Here is a 22,253-nt window from a genome sequence, read left to right on the forward strand (position 1 = left end):
CCGGAGCGGGATCATGAGCGCCGGTACTCAGGGGGCGGTTGAGTAGGCGCGAGGACCCGCGCCCCAACCCGGGGAGGGCTGGGGCGCGGGCCCCGCGGTGTACGGCGGTGAGGGTCAGCGCTCGGCCGCGAACTCCACGAAGGCCGCCCACGCGGGGGCGCCGACGAGGAGCACGGGACCAGCGGGGGCCTTGCTGTCGCGTACGGGGATCAGGCCGGGGTAGCCGTCGGCCACCTCGATGCAGTTGTTGTCGCCCCCGTCGCTGAAGCTCGACTTGCGCCAGGTCGCGGTGGAGAGGTCGGGCGTGCGCTTCATGATCCTCTGAACTCCTTCAGGACGCCCCTGATGAACGCGATGGAGTCGGGCGGGGGCAACGCTCGATCCCGTGCCCGATCGTAGGACAGCCGGGCGCGCGTGACGTCTTCCGGATCTTCCAGCAACTCAGAGCACTGATTGCCTTCCACATAGGCAACGGCGCTCCCGTCCTCCTGCCACAGGAGCGTAAGGGAGCCGTTCATCAGATGATGTGCCCCGGCCGAGAACGGCAGCACCTGAAGCGTGACCATCGGCAGCTCCGCGATCTTGATCAGGTGCTCCAACTGGGCTTCCCACACCTTCGCGTCGCCCACCGGACGGCGCAACCCGTATTCGTCCATGATGATGCGGACTGTGGGGGCCGGACTGCGGAAGAGCAACTGCTGGCGGCCCAGGCGCGCTATGACCTGTTCCTCGACCGACTCGGCCTCGCTCTCCGTTTCCTGGTCGCCGGACAACAGGGCGCGCGCCACATCCTCGGTCTGCAACAGCCCAGGAATTCCGAGGGCGTACTTGTGCATGATGCGAGCCCCGAACTCCAGCCGCATGAACTCCTTGTACTTGTCCTTGAAGACCTCCCGCCGCGCCACCTTCCACAGCTCGACCAGCAGCCCGCCGGTGTCGTAGAACCGGTCCAGGTCCTCCATCACCGCCGGCTTGGAGAGCCGTTTCCCCGCCTCAAGGCGTGACAGGTAGCTCTTGTCGTACCGGCTCTTCTCGGCGAGCTGGCCGAGCGACAGCCCCGCCTTCTGCCGTAAGTACCGCAGGGCGCTCCCCAGGGCCGCGCGCCCCGACTCCGCTTCCGCTTCCGCGACTTCGGTCATCCCTGACTCCCTGAGCCCCTCGCCGTTGTCCTGTTCGCAGGCAATCGCGTGCCTCTGTCGAGCGTAGGGCGACGACCGTGACGATGGGGCCACGAACAGTGATCACCACCCGTCAGCGGCACCTCCTCGCGCTAAGGAACGAAACGACATGAACGACACCTCGCAGCTGCGCCTCCTCCCCTGGAGGTCCCTCGAAGGCAAGCCCTGCTACCTGAGCACCGGCGACCCGAACAGCAGGCTCTCCCGACTCGCCGACGACATGGAGGAGGAGCAGATCGAGTGCGGGAACGTCGTACTGGAAGGGGCGCGGGAAGTGCTGGCGGACCAGGCGGCCGGCGAGGTCGCCGTGCGGTTCGCGCTGACGCAGGCCCTCCTGTCCCTGCGGGACGTGCTGCTCGTCGCGCACAGCCGGGGGCAACGGCTGCCGGACGCCGGTGACCGGTGACGGGCGCGGGGAGACCTGTCTCCAGAGCCACCTCTCCAGCTCCCGCAGCAGAGGCAGGCCGCCGACAAGAGCAGCCTGGTCGAACCCCGCGACCAGGAGCGGGAGCAGACCGAAGATCGTTTATTCAAAGCCCTCCGGGACGCCTCCTCGTTGCGTCCCGAATGCCGCCGGTGGTGCCGCCGCTGACCCTCAGAAGGACGTGTCCGATCGTCTCAACACGGGTTCAGCGCGCGCCTGGCCGAGTTGATGACGTTGTGGGCGTCGGCCCCGTACACGGCCGACTCGCGGAGGGTGCGCCAGACCCGATCATTCCGGTGAGGCGATCGAGCTGGGCGGCCAGCACCGAGGGCGGGCAGATCAGCGACCGCAACGCGGCTTCCCACATCAGGGCGTGCAGCTTGCGACCAGGGCGGTACAGCCACTCCTGACGCTGCACCCGGGAGCGCACGGCGGCCTCAATGTCGCTGGCTCCGCCCAGCAGCTTCGAATAGCGCTGGACGACGTGGTGGGCGTACTCGGGCGTCTGCAACAGACCCGGGACCACCGACTCTTCCCAGATCCACATCTCTGAGGTGCGGTCGATCTCCGCACTCAAGCCTTCGTGCAGCGGCCTGAAGCCGTTCGCCGGCGCCCTGCGCCATGACCGGATGTGGGACTCGAACCCGGCCAGCAGGGCGGCAAGCTCGGCGTATACGTCCGGCTGCTCAGTCGCGTCGGTCCAAGCCTTCAGATCCTCGGGGGTGGCCGTCTGCCTGCCGTTCTCCAGCTTGCTGACCTTGGAGCCCTGCCAGCCGAGCCGCTGGGCAAGCTGCTGACCGGTGAGCCGACCATCAGGACACGAGAACCGCAGTTCGCGCAGTCGCGCACCGAGGGCCGCCCTTGCCTGCTGGTAGTCGGTGCTCACCGGTCACGCGCGCTATTCGGTCACGGCCACCTGCGCCGCGAACTGGTCGTACGGGAAAGCGTGGTGCATGGCCGCGTCGCGGACGATGGCGTACCGAACGACCTCGGCAGGCTCCGTGATCAGCTCGATGTTTACGATGTTGTCCTGGTCGTCGAACCGCAGCAGGGCGACGATGCGTGAGTCGAAGATCCAGAAGTCTTCGGCGGGCAGATCGGCCGCGTCCTCGCGCCAGAGGTAGCGTATGTCCTCGCCGACCGCCGCGTTGTGCCGGGGCGCTGGCCGAAGTCGGGATCGTCCTTCCCTCACTGCGGGTAGACCTCGCGTCCCCCGCGCTGAATCTCGTTGAGCTTGAGGGCGTGCGCTCCGACGTGGTAGCCCGCTTGGCCGTAGCGCTTCAGCGAGGGGGCCGAGAGTGACCCAGCAGCGGAAGCCAGCAACAACCCTCAGACACGGCGCGCTGCCCTACCCGCGCGGAACCCTTGTGATGGACACGGTCTCGGAGCGCACGGGTCGGCTGGTGGGCGTGATTGAGGAGCGCTGCAAGTCGAACGGCAAGCTGCACAAGCGTCAGGCATTCATGCGACCCCAGGGCGGTGGTCAGGAGTGGGACGTGCCGATGGATCGCATCAAGCCGGTGACCGAGGCCGACAAGACTTAGCTGCTTCCCCGGGCGATGGCGTCCCGCACGAGGTCCTCCCACCCCAGGTCGGCGGCCACTCTCAACGCGTCCTTGGCCACCACCGTGTCGCGGGTGATGTGCCGGACCTGGTGGCCGCCGACTCCGGCTTGGATGATCAGCGATTTGAGCTTGGCGTCGTGCCCCGGCGCGAACCTGCTCTGGGTCGTCGCGGCGCACCCGGTGGCCTTGAGCTGCCACACCTTGTCGCCACCGACGTTCTCGTGCACCGGGACCTCGAACGAGTAACTACCGCACATACAGGCGGGATTGGGGTTCTGTGTAGTCATGCCGAGGATCATAAGTGGGGAATGAGCGGTCCTGTGCGCTGATAGCCCGCAATGGCCCGACCGCGCCGAACCCGGCGCGGCTGAACTCCAGTTGCACTATCCCAGCCCTGAGCACCTGCGCTAAAATGAGAACGTCCAGAGGTCGCATGGCACTGGACGTGGAGAGGGTCGGCGCAATGCTGACTTCAGACGCCACGCACTCGTAGGCTTGCGGGACCCTTCCCGGTCCGACACACGCCAAGTCTCAGCGAGAAGACGTAGCGCTGCTTCACTCGCTGTAAACAGACTGGGCCAGTTCAGTCTGTCCCGAGAACATTTGCGCGTTCGTGTGTCAGCGCGGGTGTCTCGGTCCGAACCGTAGGGTTCGGATCGAGGCTGCCTGCGCACCCGATCCGACCCATGACAGGGAAGGTAGGGATCGGTGGACGACACCGCCATCATCACCATTCTCGCCGTCGCTGGCGTGGCCTCAGTGTTCCTCATCGCGATCAAGGCGCTGTTGGACCAGGTCCCCGACGTCATCGACTCGGCCGGACGCGCTCGGGACTCGTGGCAGCGCTTCAAGAAGCCCGACGTGCCGCCCCCGGCGGACGACGAGGAGCCGCCCCTCGCCGCATAGGTCGTCCCGGCCTCCGGTGGCACCACGGAGCGCACGAGACCCCGCCCCGGCCTCCCCCCAGGACCGGCGAGCACGCGAGAGGCCCCCGGAGATACCGCCGGGGGCCTCGTGCTGGGTTAGGAGGTGAGGCTACGCTGCGACGGCCACCCGGAAGCGGATCGGAGCCAGAGCGGCGCCCCCGGGAAGAGGTGCGGGCCCACCTGCCGTCAGTCCGTACGGACCCGGGTCATGGTCTTCTCGGCCAGGGGCGCGTAGTGCTCGGTGAACAGCTTGCCCACCAGTTCGCCGCGGCTGGAGACCCCGACCTTCTCGAAGACCGCCTTGATGTGGTCCCGGACGGTGTGCGGGGAGAGGTGCAGCTGTGCGGCGATCTCGCCGGTCGGGAGGCCGCGGGCGATGTACTGGGTGACCTCGGTCTCCCGGTCGGTGAGCTCGTACGCGTCCACGATCAGCGGGACGATCTCCGAGCTCTTCGCGGGCTCGATCACCACGGCGGAGGCGCCCGGTCCGCCGCCCGCCTCCCGCAGGCAGGAGGCGTGGCAGACCAGCCAGCGGCCGGCCCGGTTCCGTACCCGGGCGCGGGCCTGGCCGCGGTCCCGTTCCTGGGCCACCGCGCGGGCCTTCATCGCGGTCGCCTGGATCCAGGACGGCACGCGGATGCCCTGGGGCGAGGGGGCGGCGGGGCCTTCGGGGAGCGTGTCGAGGTAGGCCAGGGCGTCGTCGTTGAACGACAGCAGAGTGCCGTTCGGGTCGAAGAGGAGGAGCCCGGGGCCGTGCTGGTCATCCGGCTGCGGCTGCGGGGCGGGCTCGGCGAACGAGCGCAGCTGCTTGGCGAGCGGAGTGACGACGGAGGCGATCAGCCGGGTCTCGGCGTCGTCGAAGGCCGGGCGCCCCTCAGTCCGGAACAGGCTGATGTGACCCTGAGGGCTGCCCCCCACGCGCAGGACCGCTCGTAATTCGTCGTGGAATCCCCGCGGGCGCATGAAGGTCTCGTAGAGCGCGCTGCGCGCGGGCAGGTCACCGGTGGACTGCCGGAGCCCGGCGACCGGCACGGGGGCCCGCGCCAGGTCGCGGAAGAGGTTGACGTTCTCGGTGAACAGTTCGGACTCCCAGTAGACGGCGCAGCCGCCCTCGTCCAGGTTCTCCGCGCGGATGGGGGCGGTCATCATGCCGGTCACGGGGTCGGTGACGCGCCATACCGCCGCGTCGTACGGCATGAGCCGTCGCAGGTGGGCCGAGGCCTCGGCGAACATGCCGAGGGCGTCGGTGGCCCTCGCGGTCCGGAAGAGCAGTTCCGCCCGGCCGACCGACGTACGGGAGGCCGAGGTGCGGGAGGTCGTCGAACCGGTCATCCCATGAATGTGCCAGTTCCGCCGGGCCCTTCCAACCCCTCAAGTAGGGGATGGGAGAGGCCCTTCCGGACGAGAACACTGCTCCTCACCCGCCGACGCTCGGCGCGAGAGGAAGGACGTGATCGTGGCCGGACCACCCGAACCATCCGTACATCCGGGAATTGCCGTGAGCTCCCTGGACGGGCTCGTCGCACGGCTCAAGGGTGAGGTCTTCACTCCGCGGGACGCGGGGTACGAGACGGAGCTCGCGGGGTTCAACCGCATCGCCCGGCACCGGCCCGACGTGATCGTCGCCGCCCGGTCGGCCGGGGACGTGTCCGCCGCGGTGTCCTTCGCCGCCCGGGAGGCGATACCGGTCGCCGTTCAGGCGACCGGCCACGGCATCGCGGCGTCCGCGCGCGGCGGTGTCCTCGTCTCCACGCGCCGGATGAACGCGGTCGCCGTCGACCCCCTCACCCGTACGGCATACGCGGAGGCCGGGGTCCAGTGGCATCAGGTGATCTCCGCCGCCGCACCGCACGGGCTCGCCCCTCTCAACGGGTCGTCCCCGCTGGTCGGTGTCGTGGGCTACACGCTGGGCGGTGGACTCGGGCCGCTGGGGCGGCAGTTCGGGTTCGCCGCAGACCACGTGACCCGTATCGAGGTCGTCACCGCCGACGGGAGCATCCGCCAGGTCACCCGCGACCGGCACCCGGACCTCTTCTGGGCGCTGCGCGGCGGCAAGGGGAACTTCGGCATCGTCACCGGGCTGTGGTTCGGCCTGATGCCGGTGCGCCGGCTCTACGGCGGCGGGATCCACTTCCCCGGTGAGCAGGCGGCGCAGGCCCTGCACACCTGGCGGCAGTGGACCGCGACCGTCCCCGAGGAGATGACCTCCTCCCTGTCGCTCCTGCGGCTGCCGGACGTGCCGGACGTGCCGGAGTTCCTCCGGGGAACGTTCGCCGCGCATGTGCGGATCGCGTTCACCGGCCGGGCCGAGGAGGGAGAGCGGCTCGTCCGTCCGCTGCGCGCGTGCGGTACGCCGTTGGCGGACTCGGTCGCCGAGATGCCGTACGCGGCGGTGGCCGACATCCACCAGGATCCGACGCATCCGCTGCCGTACCACGAACGCAACATCGTCTTACGGGAGTTGGGCCGCGACGCCGCCGAGGCGCTCCTGCGGGTGGCCGGCGCCGGCTCGTCGTGCGGCGATCTGATGGTCGAGGTGCGGCACCTCGGCGGCGCGCTCTCCCGGCCCGCCGAGGTGCCCAACGCGGTCGGCGTCCGCGAGGGCGCGTTCACGCTCGCGACGCTCTCGCCCCCGGACTCGCCGGACGTGGTCCTCGGGGCGATGGAGCCCTGGAGCACGGGCCGCCGTTATCTGAACTTTCTCGCGGGGGCGGACACGGCCGACGCGGCGGCGGAGTGCTTCGACCCGGAGACCCTGGGCCGGCTGGCGCGCGTGAAGGCCGTGGTCGACCCCGACAACCTCTTCCGGCTCAACCACAACATCGCGCCGCGCCCGTGAACGAGTCGGCCGTCATCCTTTGGAGTCCATCGTGACCACGCACGAGGCCGCGTCGACCGCGTCGACCGGCACCGCCTCCTCCCCGGGAGCCCGCTCGGACGGGCTGCGTTACGGGGCGTTGTTCGGCCCGGTCGTCTTCGGAGTCACCGCCGCCGGGATCGCCCTGCCCGACGTGGCGTCCTCCCTGAACACCTCCTCCACCGCCACCGCCTGGGTACTGACCGCCCATGCCCTCGCCCTCGGGGTCGGCACCGCGCTGTTCGGCCGCCTCGCCGACACTCGTGGCGTTCGCGCCGCCCTGCTGCTCGGCTCGCTGGCCCTCGCGGTCGGCGCCGTCATCTGCCTCGTCGCGACCGACCTCGGCGTCCTGGTGGCCGGGCGCTTCGTCCAGGCCGCCGGCTCCGGTGCCATGGCGGCCTGCGCCATGGCGCTCACCGCCTCGGTGCCGCCGGACCGGCGGCCGCAGGTGTTCGCCGGATTCGGGGCGACGATGGCGATTTTCTCGGCCGGCGCCACCCTGGCGGGCGGTGTCTTCACCGAGTGGGTGACCTGGCGCATCGCGCTGGTCCTGCCCGCGCTCTCCCTGCTCATCGTTCCCCTGTGCCTGGCCGGGGCGCCGGCGCGCAAGAACTCCGGCCGCTCGATGGACCTGCCGGGCGCCGCTCTGCTGACGCTCACCGCCATGTCGTTCCTCGTGCTGATCCAGTCCTCCGCGCTCGCGCTCAGCACCCGGCTGGTGATCGCCACCGCCGCCGTACTGGTCCTGTCGGCCGCCGGACTCACCCGGCGCACCCGCGGCAGCGACACCTCCTTCGTGCCGCGCGCGCTCGTCACCGACCGCGTGTTCCTGAAGGCCGCCGTCATCGGCATCGGTGTGTACGGCGGCCTGTTCGCCGCGATGTACGCCGTACCGCAGCTCCTCGTCCGCGACCACGGCTGGAGCATCCTGTCCGTCGGCGTCCGGCTGCTGCCCGGCGCGGTCGTCGGTGCGGTGCTCTCCAGGCTGGCCGGCCGGCTCACCGCGGGCGGCCACGGCAACCGGCTCCTCGCCGCGGTCTCGCTCGCCTTCGCCGCGGCCCTCGCCGGCGCGCTGACCGGCTCCGGTGTGCTGCTGCTGATCCTCGGCGCCTCGCTCGGCTTCTCCGCGTTCTCCGTCACCCAGGTCTTCACCACCGCGCTGATGTCGGGTCACATCGAACCGGCCAGGCGCGGCGGTGCGATGGGGCTGCTCAACCTCACGTTCTTCGTCGGCGGCGGCGTCGGCAGCGCCACCGCGGGCGCGCTGGCGAAGTCGATGCCGCTCTCCACGGCGCTCGGTGTGGTGGCGCTCTTCCCACTGATCGCCGCGCTGGCCGCCCTCACCCCGGCCGGGCGTACGGGCTCCGGGCCGCGCCGGGGCCGATGGCTCAGGCGCGTCGGCCGCCGGTGATCGCCTCGCCCGCGTGGATGATCGAGCCGAGCATGGAGTGGGCGGCCTGGAGCTGTTCGATGGAGCGGCCCATGCGCTCACGCTCCTGTTTGAGGTCCTGAGCCATTTCCTCGCAGGTCGGCGCCAGGATGGCGCCCTCCTCGGCCATGCAGGGCAGCACTTCCCGGATCAGGTCGGTGTTCAGTCCGGCCGCGAGCAGGATCCGGATCCGGCGTACGGCGGCGACGTCGGGCTCGCTGAACTCGCGGTAGCCACTGGTCCGTCGCCGCGGTCGCAGCAACCCCTGTTGCTCGTAGTACCGCAGGCTCCTGGTGCTGATACCGGTGCGCTTCGACAGCTCGCCGATGAACATGTGACTCCCGGCACAGAAGATTGACTCTGACGTCAATGTCAAGGTCTAGCTTCACCGGCATGACAACGAACCGCAAGACCCAGCAGCGTTCCCCCATCGACCCGAAGGCCCTGGCCGGCCGGAAGGCGGTCGTCACCGGCGGCACCATCGGCATGGGCCGGGCCATCGTCCGGGCGCTGACCGACCGCGGCGCCGAAGTGATGTACACCGGGCGCAGCGACCGGCGGCTCGCCGAGGCGCAGGCGGCGCTCGGCACGCCGCTGGCGCACCCGGTGCGTTCCGACGCCACCGACGCCGACGCCATCGACGCCCTCCGCGACCAGGTCTCCGACCGCCTCGGCGGTATCGACTACCTGTTCGTCAACCAGGGCATCGCGGAGTTCCAGACGCTCGAAGAGGTCACGGAGGAGTCATGGGACCGCATCTTCGACGTGAACGCCAAGGGGGCCTTCTTCACCGTCCAGCGGCTGGCGCCGCTGATGGCCGAGGGCGGTTCGATCGTGTTCACCACCGTCTCCAACGACCGGATATTCCCCGGTCTCAGCGCCTACTCCGCGGCGAAGGAAGCCGTCGCCGCCTTCTCGAAGGTGCTCGCCGCCGAGCTGCTTCCCCAGGGGATCCGCGTCAACGCGATCGCCCCCGGCTTCATCCTCACCCCCACCATGGGCGTGGCCGAACTGACCGAGGAGCAGCGCGCCGAGTTCGTCGAACAGGGCAACGCCTCCACGCCGATGGGCCGGGGAGGCACCGTGGAAGAGGTCGCGGCCGCCGCGCTGTACCTCGCGGTCGAGGCCACCTTCACCACCGGAGTGGAACTGACCGTGGACGGCGGGTTCGGCCAGGGCCTCGGCGTCTGACGGGCCCGGGCCGGCAGGCGCCAGGGGCGCGGGCGGCAGGGTCATGGCCGCCCGGGTCACTGGCGGCAGGATCACGGCCCCCCGGGTCACGGGCGGCAGAATCATGGCCGCCCGGGGCGCGGGCGGCAGAACCATGGCCGCCCGGCTCCTGGCCGCCCGGGTCCCGGACGGCTGGCTCCCGGACGCCCGGCTCCCGGACAGCCGGGTCCGCTGACAGACTGGCTCCATGCCTCCGCCCAGCCCCCGCCGCCTCTCCCTCCAGCAGATCGTCGAAGGGCAGCGCCGCGCCGCCTTCGTCGGGCGGCAGGCCGAACTCGACCTGTACCGCGCCAATTTCGCGCTGCCGCCCGAGGACCCCCGGCACCGGTTCGTCTTCCATGTGCGGGGCAACGCCGGGGTCGGCAAGACCTCGCTCGTACGGGAATGGCGCGAGGCGGCAGGGGAGTTCGGGGCGTTGACCGCGTCGGTCGACGAGAGCGCCGACTCCGTGCCGGACGTACTCGCCGACTTTGCCGCGCAGTTCGCCGAGCAGGGATACCCGCTCAAGGCACTGGACCGGCTGCTCGCCACCTACCGGCGCGCGCGCCACGACGCGGCCGGCCGGCTCGCGGCGGACAGCGAGACGCCGGGCGGGGCCCCTTCCCCCGGGGCGCTCGCCGCCGCGCAGGCCGGGCTGATCGCGGCCGGGGCGATACCCGTCGTCGGGGCGCTCGCCGGGGGCATCGACCCGGCGGTCGTGGCGCGGGGCGCGGGCGGACTGCGGGCGGTCATCTTCGGGGGCCGGGTCCGGCAGCAGGAGGAGGCGCTGCTGCTGGCGGACCCGGTACGGGTCCTCACCCCGGTCTTCGTCGCCGAGCTGGACCGGGTCGCGGACACCGTGCCCTGGATCGCCCTCTTCCTGGACACCTACGAGCGCACCGCACCCCAACTGGACCGGTGGCTGGCGGACCTGCTGACCCCCGGGCGGTACGGCGACCTGCCCGCCAACCTCGTGCTCACCCTGGCCGGCCAGCGCCGCCTCGACCCCGTGCACTGGGGAGACCGGAGCCGGCTGGTCGCCGACGTACCGCTCGGGCCGTTCACCGAGGCCGAGTCACGCCAACTCCTGCACGGGCGCGGGGTGGTGACGGAGTCCGTCGTACGGGAGGTGCTGCGGCTCTCCGGCGGGCTGCCCGTCCTGGTCTCCACGCTCGCCGCCAACCCCGGGGCGGCCGGGGAGGCGAACGCCACCGCCGTCGAACGCTTCCTGGCCGGGGAGAGCGACCCGGCCCGCCGGGCGGCGGCGCTCGCCTGCGCGCTGCCGCGCCGGTTCGACGAGGACCTGGTCGCCGTCGCCGTGGCCGCACCGCGGAACGGGCCGCACGCCGTGCCCGATCTCTACGACTGGCTGCACGAGCTGCCGTTCGTCGCCGAGCGGCACTCCGGCCACTCCCGCTACCACGCCGTCGTCCGGGCCCCGATACTCCGCCTCCAGCGCACCGGCTCGCCGCGACGGTGGAAGGCGGCGCACGACCGGCTGGCCGACGCCTTCGTCGCCCGGCGGGACGCGGCGGCCGAGGGCATCGACCCGGAACGCCTCTGGGCCGAGCAGCCCTGGCGCCGGGCGGCCCTGGACGTGCTCTACCACCGGCTCTGCGCCCGCCCCCGCACCGCGCTGCCCGAGGCCCTGCGCGCCGGGATCGAGCTGTGCGGGCAGGCCCCGTCCCGCGCCCGCCACTGGGCCCGGACCCTCGCGGAGGCGGGCGAGGACGCCGACAGCGCCGTACTGCGCGACTGGGGCCGGGACCTGCTGGCCGCCATAACGGACCACGGCCCCCGCCCCACCGCCGCCCTCGGGCTCCTGCTGACCCGGGCCGAGCTGCCCGACACGGACCGGGCCGCCGCCCTCGTGGTGCGCGCCTGGCACCGCTTCCGCGCCGGGGAGCTCGACGCCGCGCTGTCCGACCACGGGCGGGCGATCGCCGTGGACCCGCGCAGCGAACGCGCCCACCAGGGCCGGGCGGTGATCCTGCGCTCGCTCGGCCGCTACGAGGAGGCCCTCGCCGATCTGGACCGGGCCGAGGAGATCGCGCCCTCCTGGGCCTGGGCGGTGCGCGAGCGGGGGGAGACCTACCGGCGGATGGGCCGCCTGGAGGAGGCCCTGACCGTCCTGGACCGGGCGCACGCCCTCGACCCGTCCGACGCCGTGCCGCTGGGCAGCCGGGGCCTGGTCCGCCATGCGCTGGGCCGGCACGAGGAGGCGCTCGAAGACTTCGACCGGGCGATCGCGCTGTGGCCGGAGTACGCCTGGGCGCTGGTGAGGCGGTCCCGGGTCCGCACCGTCCTGGGCGATCCGGTGGGCGCCCTCGCCGACCTGGACCGGGCCGAGGAGCTGTCCCCCGGCCTGGCCGGAACGGAGGGGGAGCGGGGCGAGGTGTACCGGGCGACGGGCCGGCCGGAGGAGGCCGTCGCCTGCTACGACCGGGCCCTGGCCCTGGACCCCGACTACGCCTGGGCGCACGGCAGCAGGGCCCTCGCGCTGGAGGCGCTCGGCCGGACCCCGGAGGCGCTGGCGGACCTCGACCGGGCGCTGGAGCTGGACCCGGACTACGCGTGGGCGCGGGCGCAGCGGGAGCGGCTGGGGGCGGTGGGGAGACCGTAGGCCCTGCCGTCTGCCGTTCGCTGTCCGACGCCCGGGCCTATGGTCGGAGGCATGCGCGATGTGCGGGTGGTGCTGATCGGCGGGACCTCGAACACCGGGAAGACGACCGTCGCCGAGGCGGTGGCGGAGCGGCTCGGATTCGAGCACCGCTCCACGGACGGCCTGGCCCGGCACCCGGGACGGCCCTGGCGGACCCCGGAGCACGAGGTGCCGCCGCATGTCGCCGAGCACTACGGGACGTTGACCACCGACGAACTCCTCGCCTCGGTCCTCGACCACTACGAACGGCTCCGACCGCGCATCGAGGAGCTGATCACCGACCGTGCGGGGGCCGGGGCTCCCGGCCTGGTCCTGGAGGGCTCGGCGCTCTGGCCCGCGTGGGTCGCCCGGCTGACGGTTCCCCGTACGGCCGCCGTATGGCTCACCGCCGACGACACGGTCGTACGCGACCGGGTGCGGGCGGCGGGGCGCTACGAGGAGGCCACGGAAGCGGAACGGCACCTCATGGACCGGTTCCTGGCCCGTACAGTCCGCTTTCAGGCGCTGATGCTGGAGGCCGTGGACGCGCTGGGTCTGGACACGGTCGACACCGGCGGCGGACGTACGGCCGGGGAGCTGGCCGACGCCGTGCTGGCGACAGCGGCGGCTCGGACCTGCCCCGGACGCTGACCTCCTCACCGGGTCAAAAGCGACCTGCGGACGTCCGTCGACATACCCGTACGTACCGGGGCGCTCGGTCCGGGCGCACGGTTAGCACCGTGGCGCGGGGACGTGGCGATGTACGAGCGGCAACAGAATCCTTGGCATGTGCTGAGAGGAACCCGGTAACCTTTCCCTGCTTCGTACAGCGAACACTGAAGACGGGGGTGTCGGTGCGCGAACACCGTGGGCACGGAGGTCGCACGTACCGGGCAGGGCACGGATGACCGCCGACGTGGGTTCCGGCGTCGGCTTACGGCAGTCGGTCAGCCTCATCATTCCGGTCCGGCTCCACGCCGACCCCGACGTGTGGGCCGAGGGGCCCATTCCCTTCGAGGTCGGCGGCCACCGGACGGATGTGGGCTCGCGCCAGACGTATTTCACCCCAGCTGCGGGGCGCGCGCTGTACGGGTCACCGCAACGGCCGCGCCGCTGGCACTTGTTCGTCGACGTCGTCCACGGCCCACTCCATCTGCACGGCCTGGAGATCCTGCGCACCCCGACGGAGCTGCATCCGCACCACGCACAGGCCGTCCTGCACCTCAGCGTCCCCTCGGAACGGTTACTGGATGTGCTCCGGGCGCTGGGAGGCCGGGCGGGCGCCGGGCCCGATCCGATGGATGGCCCGCTCGCTCCCGACGTCCTTCTCGCAGGCGTTGCCTCGCCGATGGCCCTGGGTGCCGCCACGCACCCGTACACCGTTGCCTTTCTGACCCCGGGCCCCACCGAGACCGCTGCTCTGCGCTCGGGCGGTGCGCTTCCGGAGACGGCCGACCGCTGGCTCTGGGCGCTGGCCTCCCGCTCCAACGAGGCGGACTTTCCCACCGCCCCGGAGCAGTTGCCCGGCCAGACCGAGCGTGCCGTGCGGATCTCGGCCGACTGGAGTGCGCTCGTGTTGCGCCACGGTGCCGCGTTCCTCGGTCACCGGCCCGACGAGGGCGACGGAGACTTCTACGATTTCGCCGCCCTGCACGTCCGTTCCGTCTACCTGGACGCCCTCCTTCTCGGCATCGCGCAGCGCGACCACATCGACGAGCTGACCGACGGGCTCTCCGGGGTCTTCGACGGCCCCGGGCTGGCCCGCCGCGTCACTGAACTCGAACGGGACATCGCAGGGTTCCGGAGTACCTACTGGCGTCAACACCTCACCGCTCACGGCCCGGCCAACGAACTGTTGCTCGCCTATCACGAGCAGTACCGGCTGCCCGCCCGGTTCGAGGAGATCCTCGCCGAGGCCGCCGACTACTCCCGGCTCGTCCAGACGCAGGACGGGCAGCAGATCGCCGGTGCCCTCGGTGTGCTGACGATCCTCGGCCTGCCGCTCGGCACCGCACTGAGCATCCTGCAGGTGCTCGGCGACGAGGACCCCCGCCACCTCCTGCTTGCCCTGGCCGTTGCTTTCGTCGCCACGGCAGCCGCCTTCACCACTCGGTACGGCCGCCTCGTCCTCGCCTCGCTGCGCGGGAGCCGCACCTCCGACGATTGAGATCAACCGACTGCCCCCTCAGCCAAGTTGTTAGCATCAGGTACGAACTGCCGAACAGGACACGGTCGACGTGACGGTCAACGAGGGCGAGTCTCTCCGGCTCTACAAGAAGGCCCTGCGCTATGCCGAATCGGATCCCGAGGTGTTCCTCAGTACGGCACGGCGAGCGGCGGAGGCGATCCTCCTGGACCTTGCGATGAGGGAAGCCATCGGATCCAAGCCGACGCTCGAATCCCTGCTCACGGTCCTCACGGCCAAAGGGGTCGTACCGGCCAAGATGGTGCTCGCCATCCGCACGATCCAGAACTACGGCAACTTCGGCAGCCACGCCCACGACGGCTCGGGGGACGAGATCTCCGCCGAGGACGTGCAGCCCTGTCTCAACGCCCTGACCCAGCTGGCGGCCTGGTACGGACGGACCAGTTCGTCGTTCGCCGAGAGCGAAGGGCGTGAGGCACTGGCCGCCGTGCAGAACACGCCCGGCACGAGCCGCCTGGCCGATTCCACGCTGATCGTGGTGAAGGCGCTGATTCTGGGATGTGGCTTCGACGAGGTGCTGGCCCGACGCAACCACCGCCTGGTGTGTGTACAGCTTCCGTGGTCGGACCAATTGGTCAGTGAGGTCGCGGAGGGGCGACTGGACCTGGCGATCTACAACGAGCAACGGCTCCGGAGCATGATCGAGGAGGATGGGGAGCTGGCGCACCGGGTGGCCTCCGTGGGCCGCCTCGGCCACTCGATGGGGGGCCGGAACTTCTATCTTCTCGCCGCGCGAGGTGGACGCTGGGGCGGCGCGACGGCCGAGGAATTCCTTGCCGACCCGGCAGGCGCGGAAATCGCCGTACCCAGGTACAGCGACATGTTCGCCAACGTCCTCACCGCGTTCGCCACGGACGAGGCAGGGCTACGGGAGAGGGGAGTACGAATTCTCGACGTGCCGCATCACCTGGGTCTCGAACTCTTCCATCTGAACCGGGACGTCCTGGCCGTCGGCGGACAGAACCTCCGGATGCATGCGCGGGACGAGGACGACTACTTCGAGCTGCTGAACTCCGACATGCTTCCGGCCCCGGCCCAGGCACGGTTACGGTCGGCGGCTGCCAACGTTCTCATCGCGAACCGTGCCTGGCTGTCGTCGATCGGTTTCCGGCCGCACGACCTTTTCCGTGAACTGATGCGTCGTTTCCACGACATGGGTACCGACGTGGACCGCCTGGAGACCACCGTCGATGAGCTGATCGCACACGCCTCGTTTCCTCTCCAGAGCACCCGGGGCAGCCGGGAGCGGCTGGTGCGCCACGTCCTGTTCGAGAGCTACCGTCTGGGGGACCCGTGACCGTGACCGGCGAGAAACGCGTCCTGGTACTGGGCGGGACCAATTTCGACATCATCGTGCAGGCGGAGGACTTCCCTCAGGAGCACGAGAAGGTCCGGGGCGAGGCCTGTGAGGCGCGTCCCGGTGGCTCGGCGGCGAACACGGCCCTGGGGTTGGCCCGCCAGGGCTGCGAGGTCAGGCTCGTGTCAGCGGTGGGCGACGATGCGCTGGGCCGCCTGTGCCTGGACGATCTGCGGGACGGAGGAGTGGACACGGCGCTGATGCGCGTGGACACCTCCTTGCGGACAAGCATGGCCATCGTGATCTCGTCCGGCACCGGCAAACGGATGATGACGTTTGCCGGTGCCGACCGCGATCAGGCGTTCCGGGCAGTGACGGAGTCGGACGTGGTGGCCGTGGACCATGTCCACGTCGTCGGAGTCCCCACGCCCGAGCTCGGCCGTGTTGTGGGTCTCGCTCGCCGGACCGGCCGTACCGTCTCGGTCGAATGGAACGGCCGGGACATGAGCGAACTGGCGGAGGGGCCGGGGCTGAACCTGATGAACGCCGACGAGGCGGGCCGGCTTCCCCGCGCCCTGCCGGGGGACGCCGCCGGTACCGCCCTGCACTACGCGGAGCGGTTGTCGGGAGAGGTGATTCTGACGCAGGGTGCCGAGGGCGCCCTCTGGGCCGCACCGTCCGGTGCGCTGGTGCGCGAACCGACGACAGCCGTGGAGCCCGTGGACCGTACCGGGGGCGGTGACGCCTTCAACGCCGGGGTCATCGCCGGCTGGCTGTTCGGCGAGCCGCCGTCCGGATGCCTGCGCAGAGGGCTTGATGCCGCGTTGCACGTAATCACGAAGATAGGAGCTCATCCATGACCAGGTGGCTCGGCGTCGCCCTGCTTCCCCGCGCGGATCACACACGCGTTGCCATCCGGCTGCAAGAGAGTCTGGGCGGTGACCGCCCGCTGCAACCGCCACTGAGCGAGGACGGCAACCTGCCCCACCTGACCGTTTTCCAGGGACCTTTCGAGGACGATCTGGACCCCGAGCGGGAACTGGCGAGGATCGGAGCGTCCGTGAGCCTGCCCGGGCAACTGTCGCTCGCGTCCGTCGGCATCGTGTACCAACCGACCGGCTGGCTCTTCATGTCCGTCGAACGGCCCGCGCTGCTGGAGAAGGTCCAGGAAGTCGTCCTCGACGGCCTTGCCCCTCGCCTCGACCGGCAGGCGTTCGACACCTCGAAGGACACCTCCAGGTTCTCGGAGTCCGAGCGTGTCAGCTTCGCCCGGTACGGCTACCGCTATACCGGCGACGCCTACGCACCCCACATCACGCTCGGGCGCACCGACGAGGCCACCGCACTCGAACTCGTACGGACCGCACCCGAGCGCACCCGCGTACCCGACGAGTGGACCTTCGACCGGTTCAGCTTCTACGCGATGGGAGAGCACGGCGCCCACGCGGAGAAGTTGGCAGAGCGACCGGTCGCCGCCGTATGAGCCCCCGGCACACGCTGTATGACGCGGCCGCCCTGCACCGCTTCGCCCGGGATGCCGTGGACGCCGGGGTGGAGTGGCTGGCCGGGGAGGGGTCGGGCCGGCTCTGGACGCACAGGCGGTTCAAGCCTTCGGGGGAGGAAGTCACCGATGCCGACGTCGAGGTGGAGCGGCGGATGACCCGCGTTCTCGTGGATCGCACTCCGGATATCCCCGTCGTCGGGGAGGAATCGACAGGCCCGGGCCCGGTTCCCGATACATGCTGGCTGCTGGACCCCATCGACGGGACGATGAACTTCACCCGTGGAGCCCCCGGGTACGCCGTTTCGCTCGCCTGCGTGGTGGACGGGACGCCGGTGCTCGGTGTGGTGCATGCACCCGCTCTCGGCCGGCGCTGGACCACGGAAGCCGGGGGAGCGCAGGCTGCAGGCGTGCAGGGCAGCCGCAGTCTCTCCGGGGCGGTGGTCGGCCTGACGGGAACGGGCTCCGGCCGTACACGCTCCGCCCGGCTCATCAGCCGGCTGTACGACGTGGCCCACCGGATCAGACTGCAAGGTGCGATGAGCCTGGATCTGGTGGGGGTGGCGGAGGGCTGGCTGGACGCCTGCGTCTGCCTCGGCCCCGGCCCCTGGGACGTGGCGGCGGGCGCCGCCCTGGTACGGGAGAGCGGCGGCTCGGTGCTGGGAGCGGGCGGGGGCGCCTACACCTCGCACTCCCCGATCCTGGTTGCGGGCGCCGATCCGGTCGCCCGTGAGCTCGTTGCGCTCTGGGATTCGCTCGACAGCTGACGGCCCCTCCACGGGCTGTGGAACAGGTGAGGCGCGGCGTACCGACCCGGTCAAAAACGACCTGCGGGACGTCCGTCGACATACCCGTACGTACCCAGGTCGCCCCCTCTACGGCCCGTTCCCGTTCGATTACAGTGCTTGCGCGGTCGCCCGCAGAGGCCCGCGCGGGGCGAGTACGTGGTGACGGGGAGGGTGCGGGGTGAGCACAGGGACCACGGCGGTCTGGGGCCGGGCCGAACAGCAGGACTTCCGCAGCCGGGTCCGTGGGGCCCTGCTCGGCGGAGCTGTCGGGGACGCGCTCGGGGCCGGGGTCAGTGGGCTGGTGCTGGAGGAGATCCGCGCCGCCCACGGCGTCGAGGGGGTCGTCGACTACGTCCCGGCGCACGGCAGACGCGGCGCCGTCACCGCCCTCACCCAACTCACCCTCTTCACCGTCGACGGGCTGATCCGCGCCCAGGTCCGCCGCGACACCGGGGCCTGGCACCCGCCCACCGATGTGCACCGGGCCCATCTGCGCTGGGCCGCCACCCAGCACGACTGGGGGCCCGACGAGCGGCGCGAGGACAACGGCTGGCTGGCCGCCGAGGAGTGGCTCTACGCCCGCCGCGAGCCGGCCCGGGAATGCCTGGGCGGATTCGGCGACCCCGTCATGGGCACCCTCGACCGGCCGAAGAACCCCACCGCACGGGACGCGGGCGCGCTCACCCGGTCCGCGCCCTTCGGGCTCCTGGTGGGCTGGGAGCCGGGGCTCGTGCTCCAGCTGGCCGTCGAGTGCGCGGCCCAGTCCCACGGGCATCCCGCCGCCCAGCTGGCCGCCGGAGCCTTCGCCGTACTGGTGCACGGTCTCGCGCGCGGCGAGAGCCTGGACGGGGCCGTGCAGAACGTGTTGGCCCTTCTCACCGAGCGCCCCGGCCACGAGCCGGTGACCGAGGCCCTGCGGCAGGCCCTCGGCTCCGTGCGGCAGGGCATCCCGGGCCCGGCCCTGATCGAGGCGCTGGGCGCGAGCGACGCCGCCGAGGAGGTCCTCGCCGTCGCCGTGTACTGCGCGCTGGTCAGCGAGGACGTCCGGCACGGGCTGCGGCTCGCGGTGAACCACAGTGGCCCCTCCCGTGCCACCGGGTCGGTCTGCGGGGCGCTGCTCGGGGCGCTGCACGGCGAGACCGCGCTGCCGCCGGCCTGGCTCGCGGAGCTGGAGGGACGGGCCACACTCCTCGAACTGGCCGACGACTTCGCGATGGAGATGACCCAGGGCCCCGCCCTGCACAGCCCGGCCGCCGTCGCCCCGGGCTGGCTGGCCCGCTACCCGCGCGGCTGAGGGCGGGGCAGGCCGACCACCCGCGCGGCCGAGGGGCGGGGCAGGCCGACTACCCGTGGGGCCGAGGGGCGGGGGCCGGGCCTCCGTCCTGGGCGGGGATCACGGCGGTCGTCGCCGTGCCGTCCCCGTCGTCGTCCCCGTCCCCCTCGTTGATGCGGGTCAGCAGCGCGTCGCGCTCCGGGGTGTCCTCCGGCTTCACGTGGCCGATCAGGATGTAGAGCACGAGCGAGACGGCGAGCGGCACGGACACCTGGTACTGGAGCGGCACCCCGCCCTCGACGGCCCAGTGGATCGGGTAGTTGACCAGCCAGAAGGCGAACAGGCCCGAGGCCCAGCTGACCAGCGCCGCCGTCGGCCCGGACTTCCGGAACGGGCGCAGCAGACCCAGCATGAACGGGATCGCGATCGGGCCCATCAGCCCGGCGACCCACTTGATCACGACGGTGATGATGTCCTTGAACGCGGGGGAGTTGATCTGCGTCGCGATGGCCATCGACAGTGCGAGGAAGGCCACGGTGGTCCAGCGGGCCGCGATCAGCCCGGCACGCTCGTTCCAGCCGCGCGCCGCCTTCGAGAGCGTCGGGGCGATGTCCCGGGTGAAGACGGCCGCGATGGCGTTGGCGTCCGAGGAGCACATGGCCATCGTGTGGGAGAAGAAGCCGACGATGACCAGACCCAACAGGCCGTGGGGCAGGAGCTGTTCGGTCATCAGGGCGTAACTGTCGGAGGCGTCCGGCTTCTGCGCGTCGACCAGCAGCGGGGCGACCCACATCGGGAAGAACAGCACCAGCGGCCAGACGAACCACAGGATCGCCGACAGCCGGGCGGACCGGGTGGCGGAGGCGGCCGAGTCGGTCGCCATGTACCGCTGGGCCTGGTTCCACATGCCGCCGTTGTACTCGAACGTCTTGATGAACAGGAACGCCATCAGGAACGTCACCGTGTACGGGCCGGCGGTCGGGTCCGCGTGCCCTTCCGGGAGCTTGTCCCAGACCGTCCACAGGGTGGCGAAGCCGTCGAGCTTGCTCATCACGGCGAACAGCATCGCCAGCCCGGCGAACAGCTGGATGATGAACTGGCCCAGTTCGGTGAGGGCGTCCGCCCACAACCCGCCGACGGTGCAGTAGATCCCGGTGACGACCCCGGTGATCAGGATGCCCTGGGTGATGGAGAGCCCGGTGAAGACGGACAACAGGGTGGCGATGGCGGCCCACTTGGCGCCGACGTCCACGATCTTCAGCAGCAGCCCCGACCAGGCGAGCGCCTGCTGGGTCTGGATGTTGTAGCGGTTCTTGAGGTACTCCAGCGGCGAGGCGACGTGGAGCCGCGAGCGCAGCCGGTTCAGCCGGGGCGCGAAGAGCTTCGCGCCGATGAAGATGCCGATGGCGATGGGCAGTGACCAGGTCACGAAGGACGTGATCCCGTACTGGTACGCGATGCCGGCGTAGCCGGTGAACATCACCGCGCTGTAGCCGGACATGTGGTGCGAGATGCCCGACAGCCACCACGGCATCTTGCCGCCGGCCGTGAAGAAGTCGCTGACGTTGTCCACGCGCTTGTGCGACCAGAGTCCGATCGCGACCATCACGCCGAAGTAGCCGATGAGTACAGCCCAGTCGAGACTGTTCATGTCCCCCTCCAGGGGTCCGCCTTGTGAACGGGAACGCACTTCGTCGGTACGGCCGTTCAGCGGCGTCCCCTTGCGGGAGCGGGGACTTCGGGGATTGAACCCCCTGTGAGGGCACTCGGTCAAGGCTGCCTGCTGGTCATAGATGTGAACGCAGGTCAGCAAGGCGAACGATTTTACTCGTTCTTGACCTTGTGGGGCGTTGTCGCGAACGTGACCGCGGCCACACGATGGGCGGGCACTTCGTCAGGCTGTGCAGAGAAGGTCCGGGAGTACGCGGCAACGCGCGAAGGCCGCACGGGATGCGGGTCCCGTGCGGCCGAGAAGTCGAGAGGGAGGGCGCCTCGTGTACGAGTAGCGGTGCGAGGGAGTGAGGACGGGCGGCCCGGGGCGCCTGCGCGAGCTGGGCGCGAGCTGGGTGGCCCGTGCGTCAGCGCATCAGCTCGCCCGCGTTGACCAGCAGTGACTGGCCGGTGATCGCCCGGGCCCGGTCGGAGGCCAGAAAGGCGACCGCCTCCGCCACATCCCCGTCGGTGGCCAGCTCCGGCAGCGCCATCCGCTCGGTGAGCCGGGCCAGCACCTCGGACTCCGGTACGCCCTCGGAGCCCGCGGTGAACTGGACGTACGCCTGCACCGGCGGCCCCCACATCCAGCCCGGCAGCACCGTGTTGACCCGGATCCGGTCCGGGCCCAGCTCCCGGGCGAGCGAGTACATCGCCGAGGTGAGTGCCCCCTTGGACGCCGCGTACGCCGCCTGCCACACCTGGGAGGGCGCGGCCACCGCGGACTGGGTGCCGATCACCACCACCGAGCCGCCCCGCTCCCTGAGGGCGGGCAGGCAGGCCCGGGTCATCCGCAGCGTGCCCAGGAGGTTCACGTCGATGACCGACTGCCACGTGGTGAAGTCCGCGTCCTGGAGTCCGCCGAAGTAGCTGTCCCAGGCGGCGACATGGACCACCGCGTCGATCCCCCCGAACCGCTCCACCGCCAGGGCCGCCAGCGCCTCGCGCTGCGCCTCGTCCGTGATGTCGGTCGACCGGTGGGCCGTGTGCCGGCCCTCGGGGTCGATCTCCGCCGCCGACCTGGCCAGGTTCGCCGCCGTACGCGCCCCGAGCACCGCACGCCCGCCGTCCCGGACGACGCTCGAAGCGACCCGGTGCCCGAGCCCCGGTCCGACGCCCGACACGATGACGGTCTTCCCCGCGAGCAACATCGGCGCCTCCCGGCCCTGGAAGTTCATCTGACGAACCGTCAGAGTAGGGGGATGCGGGAGTCGATGGAAGAGGACGGAAGAAGAGGAAGGCGGGCAGG

Annotated in this window: 22 protein-coding genes and 2 pseudogenes; 15 read left to right on the forward strand and 9 right to left on the reverse strand. The window is 71.1% G+C overall.

The annotated features are described in order from the left end of the window. Nucleotides 1–114: 114 nt before the first annotated feature. Together ACIQRW_RS33795 and ACIQRW_RS33800 are read right to left on the reverse strand one after the other, a co-directional pair. Nucleotides 115–315, reverse strand: coding sequence for a DUF397 domain-containing protein (locus ACIQRW_RS33795; RefSeq protein ID WP_403767897.1), 201 nt, complete (start codon nucleotides 313–315; stop codon nucleotides 115–117). Then, nucleotides 312–1,139 carry a helix-turn-helix domain-containing protein gene (locus ACIQRW_RS33800; protein ID WP_403767900.1) on the reverse strand — a complete coding sequence of 276 codons (828 nt, stop codon included), beginning with the start codon at nucleotides 1,137–1,139 and terminating at the stop codon, nucleotides 312–314. Before ACIQRW_RS33800 ends, ACIQRW_RS33795 begins: the two co-directional genes overlap by 4 nt. A gap of 148 nt (nucleotides 1,140–1,287) precedes the next feature. Between ACIQRW_RS33800 and ACIQRW_RS33805 the strand changes: the two genes are divergently transcribed. Continuing rightward, complete coding sequence (locus ACIQRW_RS33805) at nucleotides 1,288–1,584, forward strand: sulfatase (RefSeq protein ID WP_403767903.1); 297 nt, start codon at nucleotides 1,288–1,290, stop codon at nucleotides 1,582–1,584. A gap of 212 nt (nucleotides 1,585–1,796) precedes the next feature. Here the strand turns inward: ACIQRW_RS33805 and ACIQRW_RS33810 are convergent. After that, nucleotides 1,797–2,488, reverse strand: a pseudogene (locus tag ACIQRW_RS33810) (Scr1 family TA system antitoxin-like transcriptional regulator). 12 nt (nucleotides 2,489–2,500) lie between these two features. Continuing rightward, nucleotides 2,501–2,758, reverse strand: a pseudogene (locus tag ACIQRW_RS33815) (DUF6879 family protein); the annotation flags it as partial. Nucleotides 2,759–2,900: 142 nt separating this feature from the next. On the opposite strand from ACIQRW_RS33815, the gene ACIQRW_RS33820 reads away from it, so the two are divergent. Beyond that, a complete protein-coding gene (locus ACIQRW_RS33820) occupies nucleotides 2,901–3,146 on the forward strand; it encodes a hypothetical protein (RefSeq protein ID WP_403767906.1) in 246 nt (81 codons plus the stop codon). Here ACIQRW_RS33820 and ACIQRW_RS33825 read toward each other — a convergent pair. Continuing rightward, nucleotides 3,143–3,454, reverse strand: coding sequence for a hypothetical protein (locus ACIQRW_RS33825; protein WP_403767908.1), 312 nt, complete (start codon nucleotides 3,452–3,454; stop codon nucleotides 3,143–3,145). The two genes, ACIQRW_RS33820 and ACIQRW_RS33825, sit on opposite strands and share 4 nt — an antisense overlap. Before the next feature lie 421 nt (nucleotides 3,455–3,875). Here ACIQRW_RS33825 and ACIQRW_RS33830 point away from each other — a divergent pair, with 421 nt between their 5' ends. Continuing rightward, on the forward strand, nucleotides 3,876–4,073 hold the full coding sequence (locus ACIQRW_RS33830; protein ID WP_403767911.1) for a hypothetical protein: 198 nt from the start codon (nucleotides 3,876–3,878) through the stop codon (nucleotides 4,071–4,073). A gap of 206 nt (nucleotides 4,074–4,279) precedes the next feature. On the opposite strand, the gene ACIQRW_RS33835 is transcribed toward ACIQRW_RS33830, so the two are convergent. Next, nucleotides 4,280–5,425 (reverse strand): LuxR C-terminal-related transcriptional regulator, encoded by a 1,146-nt coding sequence (locus tag ACIQRW_RS33835; protein WP_403767914.1) that lies wholly within the window; start codon nucleotides 5,423–5,425, stop codon nucleotides 4,280–4,282. Between the two features lie 166 nt (nucleotides 5,426–5,591). Between ACIQRW_RS33835 and ACIQRW_RS33840 the strand changes: the two genes are divergently transcribed. Beyond that, nucleotides 5,592–6,932 (forward strand): FAD-binding oxidoreductase, encoded by a 1,341-nt coding sequence (locus tag ACIQRW_RS33840; RefSeq protein ID WP_403767917.1) that lies wholly within the window; start codon nucleotides 5,592–5,594, stop codon nucleotides 6,930–6,932. A 31-nt stretch (nucleotides 6,933–6,963) separates the two neighbouring features. Continuing rightward, nucleotides 6,964–8,361, forward strand: coding sequence for an MFS transporter (locus tag ACIQRW_RS33845; RefSeq protein ID WP_403767920.1), 1,398 nt, complete (start codon nucleotides 6,964–6,966; stop codon nucleotides 8,359–8,361). On the opposite strand, the gene ACIQRW_RS33850 is transcribed toward ACIQRW_RS33845, so the two are convergent. After that, nucleotides 8,339–8,713, reverse strand: coding sequence for a MerR family transcriptional regulator (locus ACIQRW_RS33850; protein WP_403767923.1), 375 nt, complete (start codon nucleotides 8,711–8,713; stop codon nucleotides 8,339–8,341). The genes ACIQRW_RS33845 and ACIQRW_RS33850 overlap by 23 nt on opposite strands. 59 nt (nucleotides 8,714–8,772) lie before the next feature. On the opposite strand from ACIQRW_RS33850, the gene ACIQRW_RS33855 reads away from it, so the two are divergent. The 10 genes from ACIQRW_RS33855 (at nucleotide 8,773) to ACIQRW_RS33900 (ending at nucleotide 19,315) form a co-directional block, all read left to right on the forward strand. Beyond that, complete coding sequence (locus tag ACIQRW_RS33855) at nucleotides 8,773–9,570, forward strand: SDR family NAD(P)-dependent oxidoreductase (RefSeq protein WP_403767925.1); 798 nt, start codon at nucleotides 8,773–8,775, stop codon at nucleotides 9,568–9,570. Between the two features lie 43 nt (nucleotides 9,571–9,613). Continuing rightward, a complete protein-coding gene (locus ACIQRW_RS33860) occupies nucleotides 9,614–9,784 on the forward strand; it encodes a hypothetical protein (protein WP_403767928.1) in 171 nt (56 codons plus the stop codon). Nucleotides 9,785–9,796: 12 nt separating this feature from the next. Then, nucleotides 9,797–12,211 (forward strand): tetratricopeptide repeat protein, encoded by a 2,415-nt coding sequence (locus ACIQRW_RS33865; RefSeq protein ID WP_403767931.1) that lies wholly within the window; start codon nucleotides 9,797–9,799, stop codon nucleotides 12,209–12,211. Between the two features lie 51 nt (nucleotides 12,212–12,262). Then, a complete protein-coding gene (locus ACIQRW_RS33870) occupies nucleotides 12,263–12,880 on the forward strand; it encodes an AAA family ATPase (protein ID WP_403767934.1) in 618 nt (205 codons plus the stop codon). 253 nt (nucleotides 12,881–13,133) lie between these two features. Beyond that, nucleotides 13,134–14,396, forward strand: a complete 1,263-nt coding sequence (locus ACIQRW_RS33875) for a hypothetical protein (protein WP_403767937.1) — start codon at nucleotides 13,134–13,136, stop codon at nucleotides 14,394–14,396. 70 nt (nucleotides 14,397–14,466) lie between these two features. Further along, on the forward strand, nucleotides 14,467–15,732 hold the full coding sequence (locus ACIQRW_RS33880; RefSeq protein WP_403767940.1) for a DUF4145 domain-containing protein: 1,266 nt from the start codon (nucleotides 14,467–14,469) through the stop codon (nucleotides 15,730–15,732). A 2-nt stretch (nucleotides 15,733–15,734) separates the two neighbouring features. Then, on the forward strand, nucleotides 15,735–16,592 hold the full coding sequence (locus ACIQRW_RS33885; protein WP_403767943.1) for a carbohydrate kinase family protein: 858 nt from the start codon (nucleotides 15,735–15,737) through the stop codon (nucleotides 16,590–16,592). Beyond that, nucleotides 16,589–17,215, forward strand: coding sequence for a hypothetical protein (locus tag ACIQRW_RS33890; RefSeq protein WP_403767945.1), 627 nt, complete (start codon nucleotides 16,589–16,591; stop codon nucleotides 17,213–17,215). The genes ACIQRW_RS33885 and ACIQRW_RS33890 overlap by 4 nt, the downstream gene beginning before the upstream one ends. Next, nucleotides 17,212–18,000, forward strand: a complete 789-nt coding sequence (locus ACIQRW_RS33895) for an inositol monophosphatase family protein (RefSeq protein ID WP_403767948.1) — start codon at nucleotides 17,212–17,214, stop codon at nucleotides 17,998–18,000. Before ACIQRW_RS33890 ends, ACIQRW_RS33895 begins: the two co-directional genes overlap by 4 nt. Before the next feature lie 199 nt (nucleotides 18,001–18,199). Continuing rightward, entirely contained in the window at nucleotides 18,200–19,315 is a 1,116-nt protein-coding gene (locus ACIQRW_RS33900) for an ADP-ribosylglycohydrolase family protein (protein ID WP_403767951.1), read from the forward strand. Nucleotides 19,316–19,364: 49 nt separating this feature from the next. On the opposite strand, the gene ACIQRW_RS33905 is transcribed toward ACIQRW_RS33900, so the two are convergent. Both ACIQRW_RS33905 and ACIQRW_RS33910 read right to left on the reverse strand, forming a co-directional pair. Further along, nucleotides 19,365–20,945, reverse strand: coding sequence for a sodium:solute symporter family protein (locus tag ACIQRW_RS33905; protein ID WP_403767954.1), 1,581 nt, complete (start codon nucleotides 20,943–20,945; stop codon nucleotides 19,365–19,367). A gap of 427 nt (nucleotides 20,946–21,372) precedes the next feature. Then, a complete protein-coding gene (locus ACIQRW_RS33910) occupies nucleotides 21,373–22,155 on the reverse strand; it encodes an SDR family oxidoreductase (protein ID WP_403768094.1) in 783 nt (260 codons plus the stop codon). Nucleotides 22,156–22,253: the final 98 nt, after the last annotated feature.

The organism is Streptomyces sp. NPDC091287 (genome assembly GCF_044768525.1).
Taxonomy (GTDB): Bacteria; Actinomycetota; Actinomycetes; order Streptomycetales; family Streptomycetaceae; genus Streptomyces.

Coding starts and splice junctions, on each gene's coding strand:
- ACIQRW_RS33825 (WP_403767908.1), bottom strand. CDS start 3,454: ATGACTACACAGAACCCCAATCCCGCCTGTATGTGCGGTAGTTACTCG.
- ACIQRW_RS33850 (WP_403767923.1), bottom strand. CDS start 8,713: ATGTTCATCGGCGAGCTGTCGAAGCGCACCGGTATCAGCACCAGGAGC.
- ACIQRW_RS33890 (WP_403767945.1), top strand. CDS start 16,589: ATGACCAGGTGGCTCGGCGTCGCCCTGCTTCCCCGCGCGGATCACACA.
- ACIQRW_RS33805 (WP_403767903.1), top strand. CDS start 1,288: ATGAACGACACCTCGCAGCTGCGCCTCCTCCCCTGGAGGTCCCTCGAA.
- ACIQRW_RS33875 (WP_403767937.1), top strand. CDS start 13,134: ATGACCGCCGACGTGGGTTCCGGCGTCGGCTTACGGCAGTCGGTCAGC.
- ACIQRW_RS33905 (WP_403767954.1), bottom strand. CDS start 20,945: ATGAACAGTCTCGACTGGGCTGTACTCATCGGCTACTTCGGCGTGATG.
- ACIQRW_RS33865 (WP_403767931.1), top strand. CDS start 9,797: ATGCCTCCGCCCAGCCCCCGCCGCCTCTCCCTCCAGCAGATCGTCGAA.
- ACIQRW_RS33870 (WP_403767934.1), top strand. CDS start 12,263: ATGCGCGATGTGCGGGTGGTGCTGATCGGCGGGACCTCGAACACCGGG.
- ACIQRW_RS33835 (WP_403767914.1), bottom strand. CDS start 5,425: ATGACCGGTTCGACGACCTCCCGCACCTCGGCCTCCCGTACGTCGGTC.
- ACIQRW_RS33910 (WP_403768094.1), bottom strand. CDS start 22,155: ATGTTGCTCGCGGGGAAGACCGTCATCGTGTCGGGCGTCGGACCGGGG.
- ACIQRW_RS33860 (WP_403767928.1), top strand. CDS start 9,614: ATGGCCGCCCGGGTCACTGGCGGCAGGATCACGGCCCCCCGGGTCACG.
- ACIQRW_RS33800 (WP_403767900.1), bottom strand. CDS start 1,139: ATGACCGAAGTCGCGGAAGCGGAAGCGGAGTCGGGGCGCGCGGCCCTG.
- ACIQRW_RS33895 (WP_403767948.1), top strand. CDS start 17,212: ATGAGCCCCCGGCACACGCTGTATGACGCGGCCGCCCTGCACCGCTTC.
- ACIQRW_RS33855 (WP_403767925.1), top strand. CDS start 8,773: ATGACAACGAACCGCAAGACCCAGCAGCGTTCCCCCATCGACCCGAAG.
- ACIQRW_RS33795 (WP_403767897.1), bottom strand. CDS start 315: ATGAAGCGCACGCCCGACCTCTCCACCGCGACCTGGCGCAAGTCGAGC.